The sequence below is a fragment of the Oceanobacillus sp. GQ8 genome (assembly GCF_059758495.1).
Genome location: NZ_JCAXEV010000003.1, coordinates 322546 through 340596, shown reverse-complemented (window position 1 = coordinate 340596; position 18051 = coordinate 322546). Strand labels below are relative to the sequence as shown.

Sequence of the window (18051 nt, the reverse complement as noted above, 5' to 3'; positions counted from 1 at the left end):
TTTATGTTAAATCGTGGATTGACGACTGCTTTATTAGGTATTGGAACTGCTCAATTTTTAAAAGTCCCCCTTCACTATGTGGAGACAGGACAATGGGATTGGAAAAAAACGTTTGGATCTGGTGACATGCCTAGCTCCCATTCATCTGCTGTTACTTCCCTTACTACATATGTGGCCATGAAAAACGGGGTAGCTTCGATGGACTTTGGAATCTGCAGTATCTTCGGACTAATCGTCATGTATGATGCAATGGGGATTCGCTGGCAAGCTGGGCAAACAGCAATTGCCGTAAATGATTTATACGAACAAGTAGAGCATTTCGCTGACAAACATCCAGATATCAATTACAAAAAACAGGAAAAAGAACTTAAAGAGATGTTGGGTCATATGCCTATTGAAGTTGTTGGCGGTGCTGTATTAGGGGTGGCTCTTGGGGCACTAAGTTACCTGTTGGAAAGTGGAAAGAAAAAGGCATAAAAAGAGCAGGGGCACATCTTTAGGATTCACCAGATGTACGCTGCTCTTTTAAGCTGAAAATTAGATGTTGTCCGGGTTTTTCCCTGTTCGATCATTGCAATCCATCGCATCAATGAGACGCATTTCCTCATCAGTCAACGAAAAGTCAAACACGTCTGCATTGGCTGCAATCCGTTCTGGATTCGTTGATTTTGGAATGGTAATAATGTCGTGTTGAATGTCCCAGCGTAAAATAACCTGTGCTGGAGTCTTCCCATATTTATGCCCAATCTCCGCAAGAGTTGGATCTTCAAGCAAGCGACCTCTTTTTAATGGTGCCCATGCTTCCAGTTGAATGGCTTCTTTTTTACAATACGACTGAAGGGCGGTTTGTGCAAGGTGTGGATGGTATTCAACTTGATTGACGACAGGTTTTACTGCTGCATTTTCGAGTAAGTGTTCGAGATGTTGTTGATGAAAATTACTCACACCAATTGCGCGCACCTTCCCTTCGTTATACAATTCCTCCATTGCTCTCCATGTCTCTGTGTATAAATCCTTAACAGGCCAGTGAATTAAATATAAATCCAAGTAATCCAAACCTAGCTTCTCTAAACTCCTCTCAAAAGCTAGCTTTGTTTCGTTATATCCTTGTTCATCATTCCAGACTTTTGACGTAACAAAGATATCCTCTCTCGGCACATCAGATTCCTTAATTGCTTGACCGACGCCCTCTTCATTTTCATAATAGGACGCTGTATCAATACTACGGTATCCATGCTGCAGTGCTGCCTTCACAGCATCAACCACGGTTTTCCCATCCTCTACTTTGTATACGCCAAGGCCAAATCCCGGCATCTTTACACCATTGTTCAATGTTACGGTATCCTGCAAGCTTGTGATCATGCATATCCTCCTCGTAGATTGTAGTATTCTACCTTCATTGTATAAGAACTAGTCAGAAAATCGCAAACCTTTACTGAAGTGTCAATCTGAATGAAAAAGGGTATAAATAAGTTATTAAAACAACATAGAACTTGGAGAGAGCTATGATACAAGAAATCTACAACTCAAATTTATTTATACTTATCGTTTCACTTTTATTAATTTGCAGTATTCTGGCGGTACAATTTTCCGTTAAAGTAAATGCTCCATCTCTTCTGTTTTTTATTTTATTTGGGATGATTGCCGGCAGTGACATACTCGGAATTATAAATTTTAGTAACCCGGAAATTGCACAGCTTGTCGGGATGATGGCCCTCGTCATTATCTTGTTTGATGGAGGAATGCAGACACAGTGGAAAACGATTCGCCCTGTGGCTGCACCTGCAGTATCTCTCGCTACAGTTGGTGTGCTGTTAACAAGTGCCCTGGTCGGTGTGGCAGCATATTTTTTATTTGATTTGAGCTGGGCCGAAGCGTTTCTAATGGGTGCACTTGTTGGCTCTACCGATGCTGCAGCCGTATTCGCCATGCTTGCAGGTAAAAATATTACCAATAGATTGGAAGCTACTTTGGAAGGGGAATCTGGCTCCAATGACCCCATGGCAGTTTTCCTTACTACAGCCTTAATTTCAGTTGTGAACCAGGAAGGAACGAGGCTCCTAGAGTTTATTGGGCAATTTATTTTGCAGATGGGCGGAGGCTTGCTCATTGGTCTGTTAATCGGGAAAATTGCCAGCAAGTCTCTTTACCGGATCAAACTATCCTCAAGCGGACTATACCCATTACTCGCCATATCCTTTGCATATTTAGCATACAGTATCGGTTCCCTTTTGAATGCGAGTGGTTTACTTGCTGTCTATGTAACCGCGCTTGTAATTGGAAATTCGCAATTAAAACAACGAAGTCCGATTTTGCGATTTAATGAGGGCTTTAGCTGGATTGCTCAAATTGGATTGTTCGTCATACTGGGGTTGTTCGTTGCCCCAAGTGATGTATTCAGCTTTAGTATTATGGTAAAAGGGCTATTTCTGTCCTTGATTTTAATGTTCATTGCCCGGCCTGTAGCCGCCTTCCTCTCTGTTACAGGAATGAAGTTTAAATTCAAAGAGAAACTTTTCTTATCCTGGTCTGGCCTGCGCGGAGCAGTGCCAATCGTACTTGCACTTTTTCCTTTACTTGCAGATCTGGAAAACAGTGCCTTGTACTTTAATATTGTTTTCTTTGTTGTGCTGACGTCCACACTTATCCAAGGAACTACCATTCCTAAAGTTGCTTCAAAGTTAGGACATGTATCAACTCCCAATACAAATCCGATTTACACAATGGATCTTTTATCTGTAGGGAAAACAGAGCTTGAAGTGGCAGAATACCAAATAACGGAACACAGTAATGCAACGGGCAAGAAAATAAAGGACCTACATTTGCCTGAAACAGTCAATATTACGTTGATTCTTCGAGAGGGCAATACGGTTCCACCAAGCGGGAGTTTAACCTTAAAAACTGGTGATACATTGTATATGCTTTTGCAGGATGATGAAATGAAGGCGGTAGAGGAAATTTTCGAAGCTGAAGAAGAGTAAAAATGGGGAGCAGGAACTGGCATGTGAAGCGCGCGCCCACTACATTTTTCTTTGTATCTGCTGATCCTGACGACGTTCTTGAATAAGAAACAATTAATTTATCAATAGAAATAGAACCATGAAGCCAAGGTTGAAAATACGACAATTAAATTATACTCCAAAACGCATATGATAACGCAGAGATTCCAACATCTTGCGTTTTTTGGTTTTTATTTTTCTATAAATTCAACATGACTTGGTAAATCAAAGTAAAAATCTTTATATTTGCTTACTTGCTCAGAATCTTCAATTTGGAAATCTGAATCAATAATCTCTGCTGCATATTCGCTAGATTCAATATCACTTTCTTTAAGTGTGAATTCTATTTCTAACGTTTCGTTTTCATTTTCAAACTGAATCACAAGGTTATCATCTTTCAATTCATAGGTTCCTTCTGCACCATTCAAAGCTTTAGTGGTTACATTCCCATCTGAAAATTCTAATTTCATGATTGAGTCAAGATTAAGAGGTTCGTTAGGTGATCCAACCACACTAACATCGAACGTTTTCCCCGACAATTCGTCTTTATTGCTACAAGCTGATAATAAAAGCACAAATAAGAGTGAGAAAAAAATAAGTCGTTTAATCATCATGATAATCTCCCCGTTAGCAAATTTTATACCTCTTTCTGTTTTTCACAATACTAATGCAGATGTTTTGGAAAAGTACTAAGGAAGGTTATATCCATTATTATTTTACACTATTAATCAAATTACTCACTTACTCCACTGTCTGCCATTTTTTATTTTTATAATAATAGATCACCGCTCCCTGGACAATAAAATAAAGTCCGACCAAGATCCATAAAGAGTCACGATAAAATGAAAAAGAAATATCGAATATAGAGTGCGCAATCTCCAACAGTAGCCAGCCAATTGGAAAAATCGGTACAATTACATGAGAAGATTTTTTTAAGATTTCATCTCCTTGCTTACTTTTCCCTTCTTTTCCCCAGGTGAACTTTAATGTGATATATAAAGAAATGCAAAACAATGGTAATAAAATAAATATTATCGTTAACATACATAGCCCTCCATTATTAGTTTCTTTTTAGGCTTTCTCTCCTTCAAGAATAATTCCATAATAAACAAGATCTTCATAACGGGCTTCTTTTCTCACATGGTCTTTCAGTATCCCTTCTTGTTTCATCCCTACTTTTTGCAACACTCTTCCGGAGGCTGGATTTGTCCCAAAGTAACGTGCAAATACTTTATGATAGTGTTTTTCCTTAAAGGCAAATTGGATGGTAGCTTGGGCAGCTTCCGTCGCATACCCCTTTCCCCAGAAGGGCTCCCCAATCCAGTAGGCCACTTCCCCATTTTTATATAAATGATGGTTTGAAAGTGCGATCGCGCCATATAACTGCCCACTTTCCTTATCCGTAACAGCAAACTCATAGGATTTGTCCGCCACAAAACGGTCAAGATGGGGCTCCATCCAGGCTAGCGCGTCTTCTATGGAATACGGGTATGGAAGATATAATGTATTTTGGTAGATGTTCATGTTATTACAAAGCTTTGCTACCATTTCTGCATCAGTCTGTTCAAACAACCTTAGCACAAGCCTCTCTGTCGTAATCGTTCGCAACGCTTGATTATAAAGCATGGATAAGCCCCCTCAACGAATCTCTTTTTTTATTTTAAAAATCTACCTCAAATAGATTTGGAAAGATACTTTGTTATTACCATAGGACCAGACAGCACTTTCTATTTTTAGGTTGGAACTAAATCTTTCAATCCAGACCTGTTTTGCGTTTAGTAAAGCTGTTAATTGAGCAGAATTATGATGCACTTCTTCGGTTTGTTCTGTTTTTTGAAAAACAAACACAACACATATACAATCTGTTTGATTTGCTGCAACCTCCATTAGTTGGCCTCCTTGTTGATATTTATTGCTTTCGATGATTTCCATTTCATTGGCATTACCACCCACCAAAAGATCAAGTAACCATAAAGTGCGAGTACAAAAATTGCCATGACGTCGCCTTTCACTACGTTTTGCAAGAAGTACTCCAACTCATTTGTCCCTTCAGGCCTTCCGATGAGATAAAACAACGTTGCAATAGGGGTGATAAATGCCATGGCCAATGCAGGATAGGCTAAGTCTTCCAGTCGTTTTCTTCTAATACTCCATATTGCCATCACAATTGTTATCAGGAAAAAGAGAAAATACAGGACCGTAAACCAAGGTAGCAGCGTCTCCCACATAAAAATCCCCCTTAAATTTGCTGTTATTTTTACCCTTATCGTACCATAATTTGGATTTGTTTGAAAATTAACAATTAGTTATATACAAGCTTCTTGAGGCTTAATTTTTTCCATAAAACAAAAAAAGGAAGCAGTCGTATTCTGCCTCCCTTGCTTGTAAACTTATTTATGCCTTCCACTATGTTCTGTTTTAATTAACGTGCTTTCTGTCTTTGTTTCATCATGGACATCGCAATAATATACGACCACTTTGATATGGTGGATGATCTGACAGGTACGTGTATGGCGCATAAAATTCTTCCAATAGGTGAATTCATGCTCGCCCCCGTCTACCTTTTCTGTATATGTATCCTGCACTTGCCAATTATGTTCCTTTTCCTCTTCTGGGGTTACTGTTCCATCATCAATTTCTGCATAGGAAATTTCTCCACTTAGGAGGATGAAGAAAATCCCAGCCAGCATCATGCCACGCTTCCACATATCATCAGCCCTTTTTAAAGATTCGGTTACCCTTAGTTATTGCCGGACAGTGGAAAAACATACATGGTTATCTCGCCTTACCTGGTAGTAAAATCTCCATTTAATGAAGGTACACTTTATGCGAATAAACCGTATTTGGTCTTAAAACGTTTTATAATTTTAATCCAGGCGTTGCTGAACAGAAGCAAGAAAAATACATTTGAAAGCGCATGGGCCAAATCAAAATAAAAACTCGCACTGTAATATAAAAGAATCTCTGTCCAGCTTATTTGGTTGATCATGCTTACAACGAACCAAAGATTCATAAACCACCCGAACAGAAAACCGACCCCAAATCCATACACACATCTACCTAGCATATGTTTCATGAACAGCGTGTTGCGCAACAGCCCTGCGGTCAATCCAATCATGCCCCAGGCGTACATTTGCCAAGGAGTCCACGGACCCTGGCCTAAGAAAAGGTTGGAAACAATTGCTGCCAATACACCTATAACGAATCCACTTTGCGGGCCTAAGACAATCGCTGCAGCAATGATGACGAATGTGGTTGGCTGAACACTGGGTAATGAAGCAAATGGCACCCGGCTCACAGCTGCAATCGCTCCAAGGATCGCAAGCATGACAAGCTCTCTGCTCGTCAATTTCTGTTTAGAAAAACGGTACATAAAGGGTACAAAGGAAACGCCCATGATAAGCAGACTAACGATCATATAATGTTCTGAAATGATTAAAGGAAAGCAACAGAGCAAAAGCAATACAGCGACACTTAGGATAATTAAGATTTTCTTTGAACGCGCCAATTCTCTTTTGCCTCCTCTAAGGTTACAGCTAGCGGTGCTGCGGATTTTCTGGTCATTCGATTCATTACCGTTGTGTAATAGGTATTTCCCTTAAAGAAGGCTCTGGTACCCTCTGTAACCGAAACATCCCCCTGGAAAAGCATGCTACAACGCGTTGCATAATTTGCTGCGAATTCAACATCATGGGTCACCATCACAATGGTCAGCCCCTGCTTCCTAAGATCTCCTAGTAATGTCCCAAACACTCTTTTCGAATAAGGATCAAGGCCTTTTGTCGGCTCATCAATTAACAAGATCTTTGGATCCTCGAGCAGGGTGCCGAGTAAAGCTGCTTTTTGTAATTCACCACCACTTAAATCAGCAGGATGTCTTTCCTCAAAACCTTTGAGGCCAAATGTATCAAGCAGTGTATGTATCATCGCTTCTCCACTCTCCCGTTGGTGCTTCTTTACAATCTGTCTGTATTCCGCCATTAGCGTATCCTCAAGAAAATAAAGGGCGGGTTTTTGCGGTAAATAACGAATAGCTATGTTCTCCTGCCTTTTCTGCTTTTTTCCATCATAGATCACTTTTCCATGTTGCAGTCGTAAAATGCCGGCCATGACTTTCAGTAACGTTGATTTTCCCGTACCATTTGCCCCGAGAATAGCGAGCAATTCTCCTTTGTTCACAGACAGGGATAAATTATGTAGGACAGGTGCTGTGTCTTTGTTATATTGAAAATCAATTTCCTTTAGAGTAAATAGAGGATTTTCCTCTTGCTCTGCTTCCATATCCGACTCAGCTATTATGTTGTTTACCAAAAGCCAATCTCTACCTTCCTTTACATTAACAGGAATGCTTTCTGGTGCTACCTCTGTTTGAAAGTGTAGATACAACCTGGAGGGACTTGGTAAGAAATATTGTAAAATAGGATGTGCATGTAATTTCAAGACAGCTTCGCGGGGCGGAGCATCCAGCTTCTTTACCCCTTTTTCTAAAACAAGAACCCTGTCGGCTACAGCAAATAACTCTTCTAATCGGTGCTCCACCATTAAAATAGTGATGCCAAATTCTCGGTTTAACTGTGTTAACGTTTGGATAAACTCTTTGGCTGCAATTGGGTCTAACTGTGCTGTAGGTTCATCAAGCAATAACAGATCTGGATCCAGTAAAAGGACGGACACCAAATTCACTTTTTGCTTTTCCCCTCCTGAAAGCTCACTTGTTTTTTTATCAAGCAGATGAGTTAGTCCAAAGTAGTGCGTCATCTCAGCAATTTTTTTACGCATCTCTTCCGTCTGATAGCCTTTATTTTCCATACCAAATAGTAATTCTTCCATAACATTATCCATCACGATCTGATTTTCCGGGTCCTGAAAAACAATGCCAATGTCATCTGGTGGTGTGTCGTGCTTCTCAAGCTGGGCTCCTTTATAAAAGATGCTCCCATCCAGCTTTCCATGTGGCGCTATTTCTTGTTTCACAAGATGAAGCAGGGTCGATTTGCCACTTCCTGATGCGCCGCAAAGTACCACAAACTCTCCTTTATGTACGTGAAAATCCACTTCTTTTAATGCTGGTTTTTCTTCCAATGGATAAGTGAAACTTATATTTTTTGCAGATAAAATTTCCATTTTGCTACTTCCTTCCCTTCTAACCAAAGCGGAAAAGCGAGTAACAGGGACCAATTGGCGATAAAGAGCCATTCTCTCTGTTCAAGTTGGGATGTCTCAAGGATTGGCAATAGAGACAGGACACTATCTTCAAGCCACCATCCAAAAACCATGCAAGATCCTGTTACCAGTATAAATGCCAACGCATACCAATCCTTGTTTTTCATGGTAAAGGCTTGGTAATGGGTGCGTTTTTGTTGGCCATATCCTCTTGCTGACATGGAATCAGCCGATTGGATGGATTGCTCAAGTGAGCCAGTTAACAGTGCCTGTAAAAATAACATGCCGTTTTTTCCTCGCTCTTTTATGCTCCCTTTTGTGACAGAGAATCCCCTTACCTTCTGTATCTCTTCTATTTCCTTTAAGTGTTTTTTTAACAATGGTACAAAACGTACTGCAAGCATACTTAACAGCGCCCATTGCGGGGAAATGCGAGCAAATAAGTATAAGAACCGGTCTTGGCTAATGATTTGATTCAGACTTATAAACACTAGCAGGATACCTACCAATGTTAACGCCAGCATAATCCCTTGTATGATCGCCTCAAGCATGACTTGATTGCCAAATAAATAAAATAAAATATGATTCCCTCTCCGGTTAAACACAGGTGTTAATACAAGAATAAATACTGCCAATGTAAGAATCATAGTTGACCAGGTTTTCAATTGTTTTCCTTTATCTATAAGAAAATGAAAGACAAGTAGAAATCCTACGCCTACTGCCAAAAACACAGGATGTTGGGAGAGCATGAAACCAATTATGACAACAACATAATAGGTAAGCATCACAGCTGGGTGAAAAGACCGAACACCCCTTGTGCTCATCCTTCCGCCCCACTTTCTTCCAGATAATTTGTGGTATAAAACCAGTAAATTACTTGCCCATCCTGTACAGGTGTTGCCCCGGCACTCTGTTTAATCAGCGCGCCATCCAGGCGGATCATCCACCCACTATTTTGCCCTTCATCGAATTCATACAAGTTATCAATACCTTGAACATATGCAGTGGAGTTAGTACCCGTTACGCTAAATTGGATCCCCTTTTGCTTTAAGATCCTTCGTGTAATATCAAGTATGGTATCCCCTTCCTTCCGTTCCACCCTTGTTTGCGGAACAATTTGACCTTTTATATCCCGTGCGTCAACTGAGAACGTGACATAGGAGGATGGTTCTTCTGGCTTCTTGGGGGGATCCTGCTTTTCCTCTTTTTCCTTGCTTTTATCAGGTTTCTCTTCCGATTCTGTTGGTGTCTCATTCTGTTTCGTTTTTTTCGTTGCTTCTTCTTTTACCTTGCTATCCTGCTGTTTCTCTTTAGCAGGCTTTTCGTTCTGAGCAGCAGGGGCTTCTGCTTTGTTGGAAGTTGAACTGGAGTTGGTATCCGTATCTGCACTAGTTGTTTCGCTTTCCTGTTTCTCTTCCTGACCCGGATTTTCTTCGGAGGAATCAGCTTTCGTTTGTTTCGTTGTCTTTTCCTCTTTTTGCTCGGTGCCCTGCTTCGCTTTGCTTGTGCCTACTGGTTGTTTTTCTTGAAGCATGATTTCCTTTTCTGGTATTTCAGCAGCTGCTACAGGTTGCTCACCATTAGCAGGGGTTACTTCATCCTTTGCACAGCCAAAAGCAATGAAAACGATAAGACCAATCATAAACAACAGACTCGTATATCTTCTCACGCGTTTTTCCCTCCTTGGCTAAACATACAATCGGGTAACCATTCATGGATTACCCGATCTCTTGTTTTACATACTTTCGTTTGCTTGACGCTTTCTCCACATCAAGAAAATGGCTCCCCCAATAAGCAGAAGGACTAAACCACTTGCTAGGAAGTTAAATGTATGGCTTGACGTATTCGGCAGTTTGGCACCAGATGCATTTGTTTGTTTGTCACCCGCGTTTTCAAGTTGCTTTACATGCTCCTTTGTTTCATTGTTTTTCCCGTTATCTGAAGTATTGTCTCCCTTTTCAGGTTTCGGATCTTCATCCTTTGGTTCGTCATCTGTTCCTGGCTGATTAGGATCCTCTTCCGGTTTTTCTGTATCTTCCGGATCCTCTGGCTGTTCAGGTTCATTAGGAGGTTCTTCTTCAACTGGTGCGGAGAATTGATAAACCGAACCAGTTCCGTTTACTAGCTTTTGATAGGCTACAAATGCTAATAATGCCTGCTGTGTTGACATACCAGTAGATCCACCATCAAGTAGGTGACTATATCCGCCATCCTCTTGTTTAAACTTAACCAAATGCTGTAAAAGGTTGCCACCTTCTTTTGTAAACGACGGGGATGTTGGGTCTGCTCCAACTGCTGCTAATCCAATGATTGCCTGTGAAACGGACTCACTAGAATCGCCGCCATTGAACTCAATATCATAGCCACCTTCAGCATCCTGACTTTCTGATAGATACGTTACAGCGCGGTCAATTGCTGTTTTCACTTTTGGATCCTCTTTATAAGGAGCAAGCGCGGCTAGTGCCATTCCGGTAATGTCTGGACTTGGATTACTTCCAAAGAAAGACCAGCCTCCATTTTCTAGCTCTTTATCTAAAATACTTGTGATCAGCATGGTACGGAAATCTTCTGACACAGCAAATTCCGCACTATCTATCGCGAGCAATCCATAGATTGCGGCATTGATTGCCGGGTCCCCCTCCTCCATCCAAGAGTGAGTTGCCAGCTTGTCGATTAGATTTATGCCATTTATATCAGTGGCATCTTTTCCAGTAGCACTAAGCGCGATAATTATTTTTTCAAGTTCAAATAGATTACGAAATTCTCCCTCGTTATCTTTCACTAATGCTTCAATGCTTTCTACATAGCTATCAGGGATTTCCCGATTCGTATGGGCAACACCCCAAACCCACCATTCACTACCATAGCTTAGTTCAATAGATGCTGCATCCATGTAGGATAGAATATCATCAACGTTTGCTTGAACCTGCTTCTCGTTGATTGCTGGTGTTTCCTTATCTGCAGGTGTTTTGGATTCATCTTCGGTTTCTTCAGCTGGAGCATCTTCTTCCTCTGATGGTGTTTCTTCCTCTTCTTCTACATCTTCAGGAGATTCATATGTAGTAACCTGCAATTGAACCTCTTGACCTTCCTGAACTGTGTGGTCAGCAATACTTGTAGAAAGTGCCTCATTATCCACCGCTACATTCCAATAATCATTCGGCCCAAGCTCTGTTTCTCCAACGTTGTTTACAAAAGTAAAATACGTATCATCTACGGAAACATCGAGGCTCAGGTCCTCTTGTGCTGCCGCCTGATACAATGCATCATAAGCACTGGACCCTGTCGCAATGGCCACTTCTTTATTTATGATAGCGTTATCATTAATGTCGGTGGCTGTCACATTTATCGACACTTCAGGTGAAAAGTCCTCCAAATCCCTTAATGCAAATAAAACATTATCTCCATTCTCTACTTCGAAAGAGGATGCACCAACATCTGCTGCCTTCCCGTTTACATTGAAGGACCAAGAGTGGGTATCTGTTTCCAGCACATCACCGATGCCAGTCACATAGTTTCCGAAATCATACTCATCATATTGTATTTCCTTGTCTTCTTTCTCGCCGGCTTCTAATAATACATCAAAAGCAGTGTCGCCTTCGTCTATTTCCATGGCCGTCAATCCAAACACTTCTTCACCGTTTTCATCAATTGCCTTTATCGTAACCGCATCATCTAAAGTCGCAGCTTGAACTGCTAATGGTTGTATAAATGTTAAATTACCGACGATGAGTAATAAACTAAGTAAAAATGCAGCGTATTTTACCATTCTATTCTTCATATGCCAACCTCCTTATTTTATTGATAAACGTCGCTATCGCCCCTATGAACTCATTAGAAAAACTCGCATTCGCTTGCCCTTTAGGGAATATGTACGTTTTTCTTATACTTGTCACATCAAAATTTCAACTGCGTCGTGTTTGCCTCCTTGCTGAAATTTTATACTTTCTCAATGTACAAAAAAATACACCTCTTCCCGAAGAGATGCATGCGTGACGTAGCGTATTAAACAATTATGTATACAAAACTCTAGCTGTAAAATCCGCTGACACACCTCCCTATCCGCGTAGGTTTGAATGGTGTAAAAAAACAGGCAGGTCTCCTGGCTCATGATCTTCATTTTCTATGACCTTCCCATCAAGTGACAGTGGTATGCAATAGAAAACTCCCATTTACAGTGGCGGGACCGCACCGGAATTGCACCGGACTTCCCTTTTAATGAGCTATACCTCGGTATAGCTCAACCCATCTTTTTCCTATTCAATTACTTTCATGATAATCAACTCTAGGTAACTAGTCAACTTCCGATTTTGATTATTCGCAATAGATTAGTGGGGAATTGGGAAGGACTACTTAGGCTAGGGGCGTGGGATTTAGGAGGTTAATCACGCGAGTTTGGCGATGTTCCACGCGACTCTGACTGCTTACCACGCGAGTTCAGCGACTCCCCACGCGACTATGGCTGCTTATCACGCGAGTTCAGCGACTCCCCACGCGACTTTAATAGACTCTAAAGACGGATGATAGCTAGAATAAGCGTAAGAAATATACGGAGACTCCTATGGGAGGAAGGCCTAGGTGAGACCCCGGAATGCGGAGCATCCGGAGGCTCACCAGTCGCCCATGGAAAGCGAAGTATATTTCTGAAGCGGTTATTCAAACGCCATTCTTTCGGATTTACCTTTTACGTAAATACTTTTGTCCCGCCCTCTCTCCTTCAAAACAAATCCCAGCTTGTTTTCGTGCTGTTTCGGTAATGGCAAGTACTTCTCGGCTAATCGCCTTCATTTCTTCATATGCTGGTGAATCACCTTCCTGCATATAATTCAAAAACGCTTCAAGTTCATAGGCCATCACATTTTCCCGCTGAGTAGCTCCGTTCCAGGTAGATTCCCCTTTCGAACGTGGCTTGTACTGGATATTAGAAAAGGCACCAATATCATCAATGCTAATGGTTCCTGCCTCACCCTGAATTTCCGATTGCAAATGAGAGGTAGAAATTTTTGAGCAGAGGATGGTGCACACAAACCCAGGATATGTTAGCACTAAGGTCCCGCTACCATCCACACCACTAGAAAGCATGACTGGAGTATACTGCACAGCAAGCGGTTTTCCAAACAACGCAACAGCCACTGCAATAGGATAGACACCTAGGTCAACCAGTGCACCACCCGCATATTTCGCTGAAAAAATGGCTGGTTCCTTGCCTGCTAGTAGTTCATCATAGCGAGAGGAATATTTCATCCGATGAAGGAGCACATTTCGCAAATGTCCCACATCATCCAACTCTGCTTTTACCTTTTGAAAGTTTGGTGTATAAAGATTGCGCATTGCCTCGAATAAACGAACCCCATTTGCCTCTGCAACACGATGAGCTTCCTCAAATTCTTTTAAACTGGCAAACATCGGCTTTTCACAAATCACATGCTTGCCCTGTTCCAGAAATAACACAGCCTGCTTAAAGTGAAGCGAGTTAGGAGATGCAAGATATACACAATCCAAATGGTCACTTTCTTCAGCCATTTCCTGTAAATCCGTATAGTAATATGCTGCACCGTGTTTTCGGGCAAAGTTTTCAGCTTTTACTTCTGCCCTTGAATGAACAGCACATAGCTCTGCTCCATCGACCTCTTTTATTGCTTCAATAAAGGATTCTGTAATCCAGCTTGTGCCAACTGTTCCGATTCTCATTCCATCCGCTCCTTACCCTATCTTTGTGGTAACAGCTCTTTCAGTTGGTCTGCTGCTTCACGCGGGTTTTCTGCCTTGGTAATCGCACTTCCAACAATGACAGTATCTGGTTTTCCTTCTAAAATGTCAGGTAATGTCTCTGCATTTATCCCACCAGCTACTGTTACCTCGATATCATGATCTTTAACTAGAGCAAAAAGACTTGTATCAAAACTTCCTTCCTGTTGCTTATCCTTGCCGACATGTAAGCTTACTAAATCGACGCCTAAACCAACCAATTCTTCCACTCTTTCTGCTTTATCGACCTCTAGAAGGTCAATCATAATCCGACTTCCATGCTCTTTTGCTACGCGCAATGTATCGGCAATCGTAAGGTCGCCAGAAAATGCCATAACCGTCGTAATGTCTGCCCCAGCCTCAAATGCCTGTTTTGCCTCGTGTTTGCCAGCATCGCATGTTTTCATGTCTGCCACGATTGTTTTATCAGGATACCTCGCCCTTATCTGACGTACAATTTCCATTCCATATTCTTTAATAACCCCTGTGCCTACCTCAATAATATCAACTGACTCTTTCGTTTCTTCCAGTATTCGAAAGCATTCCTCTCGGCTTAAACGATCTAAAGCAAGCTGTAACTTCATACTCCCCATCCTTTCTAGCGTTCAATTCGTTCAATTTCTCCCATTCTAGCTTGGACATCTTCATAATAAGGCAGCCCTTCATTATCCCCTTTTACACTAACGACCATCGAACCGATCGTTGCCGCAAAGGTTGCAATTTTCTCTAATGGCCAGCCTTGCAGGATTCCATAAAGCATCCCCGCATCAAAGCCATCGCCCGCTCCAACGGTGTCCACTACTTTTGAAGCCTTAACTACCGGTGCGTGAATGAGTTCCCCATTGTGATAAACAACTGCTCCTTTATCTCCCTGTTTAACAGCGATGTAGGAGATACCAAGTGTTTTCACCTTTTCAATAATCGTTTCTGGGTCATTCTCTCCCATGATGATTTCCATTTCTTCATCTCCTGCCAGAAGAATATCGACATGAGGCAGAATTGTTGAAAGAGTTTCCCGAGCTTCTTCTTTTGACCACATCCGTAAACGAATATTTGGATCAAATGAAATAAGAACATCGTGCTTCTTTGCTAACTCGATTGCCCGCTCGAAAATCGCCATATTTTTTGGATTTATTGCCGGAAAAATCCCTGTTAAATGGAGAACCCGTGCTGATGTAAAATAGCTTTCATCTAAATCCTCAGGGCTCATTTCTAAGACAGGCGATTTGTCTCTGTAGTAAAAGGTTCGGACATTGCCATCCTCCATAATTTCTTTAAAGTTTAAGGAAGTTGGGTAGCCATCGATAAATTCCACTTGGGAAACGTCAATCCCTTCTCCTCTGGCAAAATTGTAGATATATTTTCCAAACTCATCATTTCCGAGTTTACTCATAAAACCTGCTTGTAGTCCCAGGCGGGCACAGCCTATTGCTACATTAAGCTCTGCCCCTCCTATATTTTTTTCAAAGCCGTTCACAAACTTCATCGGTCCAGTGGAAGATGGATTAAACGCAATCATTGCTTCCCCGATCGTTATTACATCTTTTTTCATTATTTCTCCCCCTCGTCTTAGATTACGCTTTTGTTAGCACGTCCACCATTCCGGCATGACCAACCATGACGACGTCCGCCATGTTAATAAAGAGTCCTGTTTCCACCACACCGACTAACTTCTTCAGGTTTTCATGTAGTTCGGCGGGCTGTTCGATGCTTTCAAAATCACAATCTAATATATAATTCCCATTGTCTGAAATGAATGCTTCTCCGTTTTGTTCTCTGCGACGCGGAAGGCAGCCGTATTCTGCTATTCGTTTGCTTGTTGTCTCCCAACCAAATGGTACAACTTCAACTGGCAAGGAGAACGTGCCTAAATAATCCACAACCTTTGTCTCATCAACGATAATGATCAGTCGCTTTGCTAAAATGTCGACGATTTTCTCCCGAACTAGTGATCCGCCGCCTCCTTTAAGCAAATTCAGATGTGGATCTACCTCATCTGCCCCATCTATCGCGAGGTCAATTCCATCCACTGAAGAAAAATCTGCTAAAGGAATGCCTAGTTCTTTTGCTAGCTTTTCTGTTTTTTGTGAAGTGGGGATGCCTACTATTTCAAGTCCGTCCCTTACCCGCTCTCCCAATGCTTGAAGCATCCAATATACTGTCGAGCCAGAACCAAGTCCCACTGTCATGCCATCCTTAATTTCTTCAACCGCTTTTTCTGCTACTATTTTTTTATTTGAATCCATATCATCTGCTCCTTTTGTTTATCGCTGTTTTACTATCTATCAAACTAATGTACCCTGTTATATGTCATATCAACCCGATAGTGCTTGTCCCAATTTCTCTAACTCAGTATCGGCAGTATTCTAAAACAATGATGGGTTAATGAGTTTCGGAATAAAGAATGCAATGTCTGGGAAGAACGCGATAAACACCAGCACCACAAGAACTATAGCAATATACGGTAAAACCGCGACGAAAGAGCGTTCAGTCGACATGTTTCCAATTTTCGCTGCCAGTAACAAACATAATCCATATGGTGGTGTGATAAGCCCGATAGCAAGCGTGATGACAACAATTAACCCTAAATGGATTGGATCCATTCCAAACTCGACTGCTGTCGGTAGAATAACTGGAACAAATAGGATCATGGCAGGAATTGCATCCATAAACGTACCCACAAATAGGAAGAATGCAATAATAACCACGATAAATAGCCATTTCGCACCGATATTATTGGTGAAAAACTCCTGTGCCATTGTTCCGAGCTGATAGTAACTCATTAATTCACCAAGTGCACTTGCTGCAGCTAGCGCAAATAAGGAAAGCGAGCTTAATGCCAATGTATCCATCAAAATTTTAGGTAAATGCTTTAGCTTTAATGTTTTATAATAGAACATGCAGATGAAAAGTGTGTAAAGGGAAGCCACTGCTGCCGCCTCTGTTGCTGTGAAAAACCCGGAAATAATGCCACCAATGATAATGATTGGCGTTAAAAGAGCCGGTAGCGCTTCCAATGCTAGCTTACCAAATGCCTTAAGTTCCGTTTTCTCTGCTTTTGGGTAATTACGTTTTACCGCGATGAAGTAGATGAATACCATCATGGCCAGACCTATTAGAATCCCAGGAATAATCCCCCCGAGAAAAAGCCCACCAATTGAAGCATTTGTTAGCCCAGCGAATATAATCATCGGAATACTAGGCGGAATGACAACCCCTACTGTGGAGGATGCAGCGGTTACGCCAACCGCAGTCTCCTTATCGTAGCCATTTTTCAACATGCTTGGGATAAGAATTTTTCCTACGCCTGCCGTATCGGCCTGGGATGCACCGGATACTCCAGCAAACATCATGGAGACCAGAATATTTGCGTGAGCAAGACCACCACGAACTCTTCCTACCATGGCGAGTGCAAGCTGAATTAATTTTTCCGAGATCTTTCCAGAGTTCATTAAGTTCGCTGCCAAAATAAATAATGGTACTGCGAGCAAGACGAAGGAGTCGAGTCCATTTACCATCTTCATCGCAACCGTTGCTTCAGGTGTATACGGAATACCGAAAATACCAATTAAGGCGACAATCCCAATAACAAATGCGATTGGAACGCCAATCAACATGAGTACGATAAACATTCCTAATAAAAGAAATCCCATTATTCCGTTACCTCCTTCGCTTTCCATGCTTTCATATGTTCCATCAGATGGGTAATGGAATAAAGCAACATTGTCCCAGCCATGACCGGAATGGATAGCCATACATATCCCATCTTCATGTCAGGCAGGGTTGCCCATGTATAATTCCAAAACTCCATGACGATTTGGATGCCCAGTAAGAAAATCACGACATGGAATCCAATTAAAACGAGGTCACTAATAATGCTTATAGAAAGTCGTTTCTTTCCTTTTAACTTTGTTCGGAGCATGTCAAAGTTAAAATGCTCTCTTCGGTTCACCATCACAGCAGCTCCCATAAATACTGCCCAGATAAACGTATAATTGGCCACCTCTTCAGTCCAGATGACAGAGACCCCCATATACCTTGTTGCAATTTGTAGTAAGATCACAAGGAAAAACATGCATAGAAATACGATGCCTAATGTGATTTGTATTTTCTCCAGTGCCTGAACAAAACGTTTCATCTC

The 18051-nt window shown here is 41.5% G+C and carries 20 protein-coding genes and 1 riboswitch; of the genes, 2 read left to right on the top strand and 18 right to left on the bottom strand.

From position 1 onward, the window contains the following. Nucleotides 1-3 precede the first annotated feature (3 nt). Complete coding sequence (locus AC6CHS_RS10525; RefSeq protein WP_498235956.1) at nt 4-477, top strand: divergent PAP2 family protein; 474 nt, start codon at nt 4-6, stop codon at nt 475-477. A gap of 60 nt (nt 478-537) precedes the next feature. Here AC6CHS_RS10525 and AC6CHS_RS10520 read toward each other — a convergent pair whose 3' ends face one another. After that, nucleotides 538-1362, bottom strand: coding sequence for an aldo/keto reductase (locus AC6CHS_RS10520; RefSeq protein WP_498235955.1), 825 nt, complete (start codon nt 1360-1362; stop codon nt 538-540). Between the two features lie 143 nt (nt 1363-1505). On the opposite strand from AC6CHS_RS10520, the gene AC6CHS_RS10515 reads away from it, so the two are divergent. Beyond that, complete coding sequence (locus AC6CHS_RS10515) at nt 1506-2981, top strand: potassium/proton antiporter (protein WP_498235954.1); 1476 nt, start codon at nt 1506-1508, stop codon at nt 2979-2981. A 209-nt stretch (nt 2982-3190) separates the two neighbouring features. Here AC6CHS_RS10515 and AC6CHS_RS10510 read toward each other — a convergent pair whose 3' ends face one another. From AC6CHS_RS10510 to AC6CHS_RS10430, 17 genes are all read right to left on the bottom strand, one after another. Beyond that, nucleotides 3191-3610, bottom strand: a complete 420-nt coding sequence (locus AC6CHS_RS10510) for a hypothetical protein (protein WP_498235953.1) — start codon at nt 3608-3610, stop codon at nt 3191-3193. A gap of 130 nt (nt 3611-3740) precedes the next feature. Next, nucleotides 3741-4043 (bottom strand): hypothetical protein, encoded by a 303-nt coding sequence (locus AC6CHS_RS10505; protein WP_498235952.1) that lies wholly within the window; start codon nt 4041-4043, stop codon nt 3741-3743. Between the two features lie 27 nt (nt 4044-4070). Next, on the bottom strand, nt 4071-4625 hold the full coding sequence (locus AC6CHS_RS10500; RefSeq protein ID WP_498235951.1) for a GNAT family N-acetyltransferase: 555 nt from the start codon (nt 4623-4625) through the stop codon (nt 4071-4073). A gap of 42 nt (nt 4626-4667) precedes the next feature. Further along, nucleotides 4668-4886 carry a hypothetical protein gene (locus AC6CHS_RS10495; protein WP_498235950.1) on the bottom strand — a complete coding sequence of 73 codons (219 nt, stop codon included), beginning with the start codon at nt 4884-4886 and terminating at the stop codon, nt 4668-4670. Then, complete coding sequence (locus tag AC6CHS_RS10490; protein WP_498235949.1) at nt 4886-5227, bottom strand: hypothetical protein; 342 nt, start codon at nt 5225-5227, stop codon at nt 4886-4888. The genes AC6CHS_RS10495 and AC6CHS_RS10490 overlap by 1 nt, the downstream gene beginning before the upstream one ends. 162 nt (nt 5228-5389) lie before the next feature. Continuing rightward, complete coding sequence (locus tag AC6CHS_RS10485; RefSeq protein WP_498235948.1) at nt 5390-5707, bottom strand: hypothetical protein; 318 nt, start codon at nt 5705-5707, stop codon at nt 5390-5392. A 116-nt stretch (nt 5708-5823) separates the two neighbouring features. Further along, nucleotides 5824-6507, bottom strand: coding sequence for an ECF transporter S component (locus AC6CHS_RS10480; RefSeq protein WP_498235947.1), 684 nt, complete (start codon nt 6505-6507; stop codon nt 5824-5826). Continuing rightward, nucleotides 6483-8123 (bottom strand): ABC transporter ATP-binding protein, encoded by a 1641-nt coding sequence (locus tag AC6CHS_RS10475; protein WP_498235946.1) that lies wholly within the window; start codon nt 8121-8123, stop codon nt 6483-6485. The genes AC6CHS_RS10480 and AC6CHS_RS10475 overlap by 25 nt, the downstream gene beginning before the upstream one ends. Next, complete coding sequence (locus AC6CHS_RS10470; protein WP_498235945.1) at nt 8096-8986, bottom strand: energy-coupling factor transporter transmembrane component T; 891 nt, start codon at nt 8984-8986, stop codon at nt 8096-8098. Before AC6CHS_RS10470 ends, AC6CHS_RS10475 begins: the two co-directional genes overlap by 28 nt. Next, nucleotides 8983-9831 (bottom strand): DUF4430 domain-containing protein, encoded by an 849-nt coding sequence (locus tag AC6CHS_RS10465; protein ID WP_498235944.1) that lies wholly within the window; start codon nt 9829-9831, stop codon nt 8983-8985. Before AC6CHS_RS10465 ends, AC6CHS_RS10470 begins: the two co-directional genes overlap by 4 nt. Before the next feature lie 66 nt (nt 9832-9897). After that, complete coding sequence (locus AC6CHS_RS10460; protein WP_498235943.1) at nt 9898-11943, bottom strand: DUF4430 domain-containing protein; 2046 nt, start codon at nt 11941-11943, stop codon at nt 9898-9900. 294 nt (nt 11944-12237) lie between these two features. Continuing rightward, a riboswitch (cobalamin riboswitch) is annotated at nt 12238-12426 on the bottom strand. 413 nt (nt 12427-12839) lie between these two features. Further along, nucleotides 12840-13853: a Gfo/Idh/MocA family protein gene (locus tag AC6CHS_RS10455; RefSeq protein WP_498235942.1), complete on the bottom strand. Its 1014-nt coding sequence runs from the start codon at nt 13851-13853 to the stop codon at nt 12840-12842. 17 nt (nt 13854-13870) lie between these two features. Then, nucleotides 13871-14494 (bottom strand): 3-hexulose-6-phosphate synthase, encoded by a 624-nt coding sequence (hxlA, locus tag AC6CHS_RS10450; protein WP_498235941.1) that lies wholly within the window; start codon nt 14492-14494, stop codon nt 13871-13873. Nucleotides 14495-14508: 14 nt separating this feature from the next. Further along, nucleotides 14509-15462, bottom strand: coding sequence for a sugar kinase (locus tag AC6CHS_RS10445; protein ID WP_498235940.1), 954 nt, complete (start codon nt 15460-15462; stop codon nt 14509-14511). Nucleotides 15463-15484: 22 nt separating this feature from the next. Next, nucleotides 15485-16156 carry a ribose-5-phosphate isomerase RpiA gene (gene rpiA, locus AC6CHS_RS10440; protein ID WP_498235939.1) on the bottom strand — a complete coding sequence of 224 codons (672 nt, stop codon included), beginning with the start codon at nt 16154-16156 and terminating at the stop codon, nt 15485-15487. 120 nt (nt 16157-16276) lie between these two features. Continuing rightward, the gene (locus tag AC6CHS_RS10435) at nt 16277-17563 is read right to left on the bottom strand and encodes a TRAP transporter large permease (RefSeq protein WP_498235938.1); all 1287 of its coding nucleotides are present in this window, start codon (nt 17561-17563) and stop codon (nt 16277-16279) included. Then, on the bottom strand, nt 17563-18048 hold the full coding sequence (locus tag AC6CHS_RS10430; protein ID WP_058950589.1) for a TRAP transporter small permease: 486 nt from the start codon (nt 18046-18048) through the stop codon (nt 17563-17565). Before AC6CHS_RS10430 ends, AC6CHS_RS10435 begins: the two co-directional genes overlap by 1 nt. Nucleotides 18049-18051: the final 3 nt, after the last annotated feature.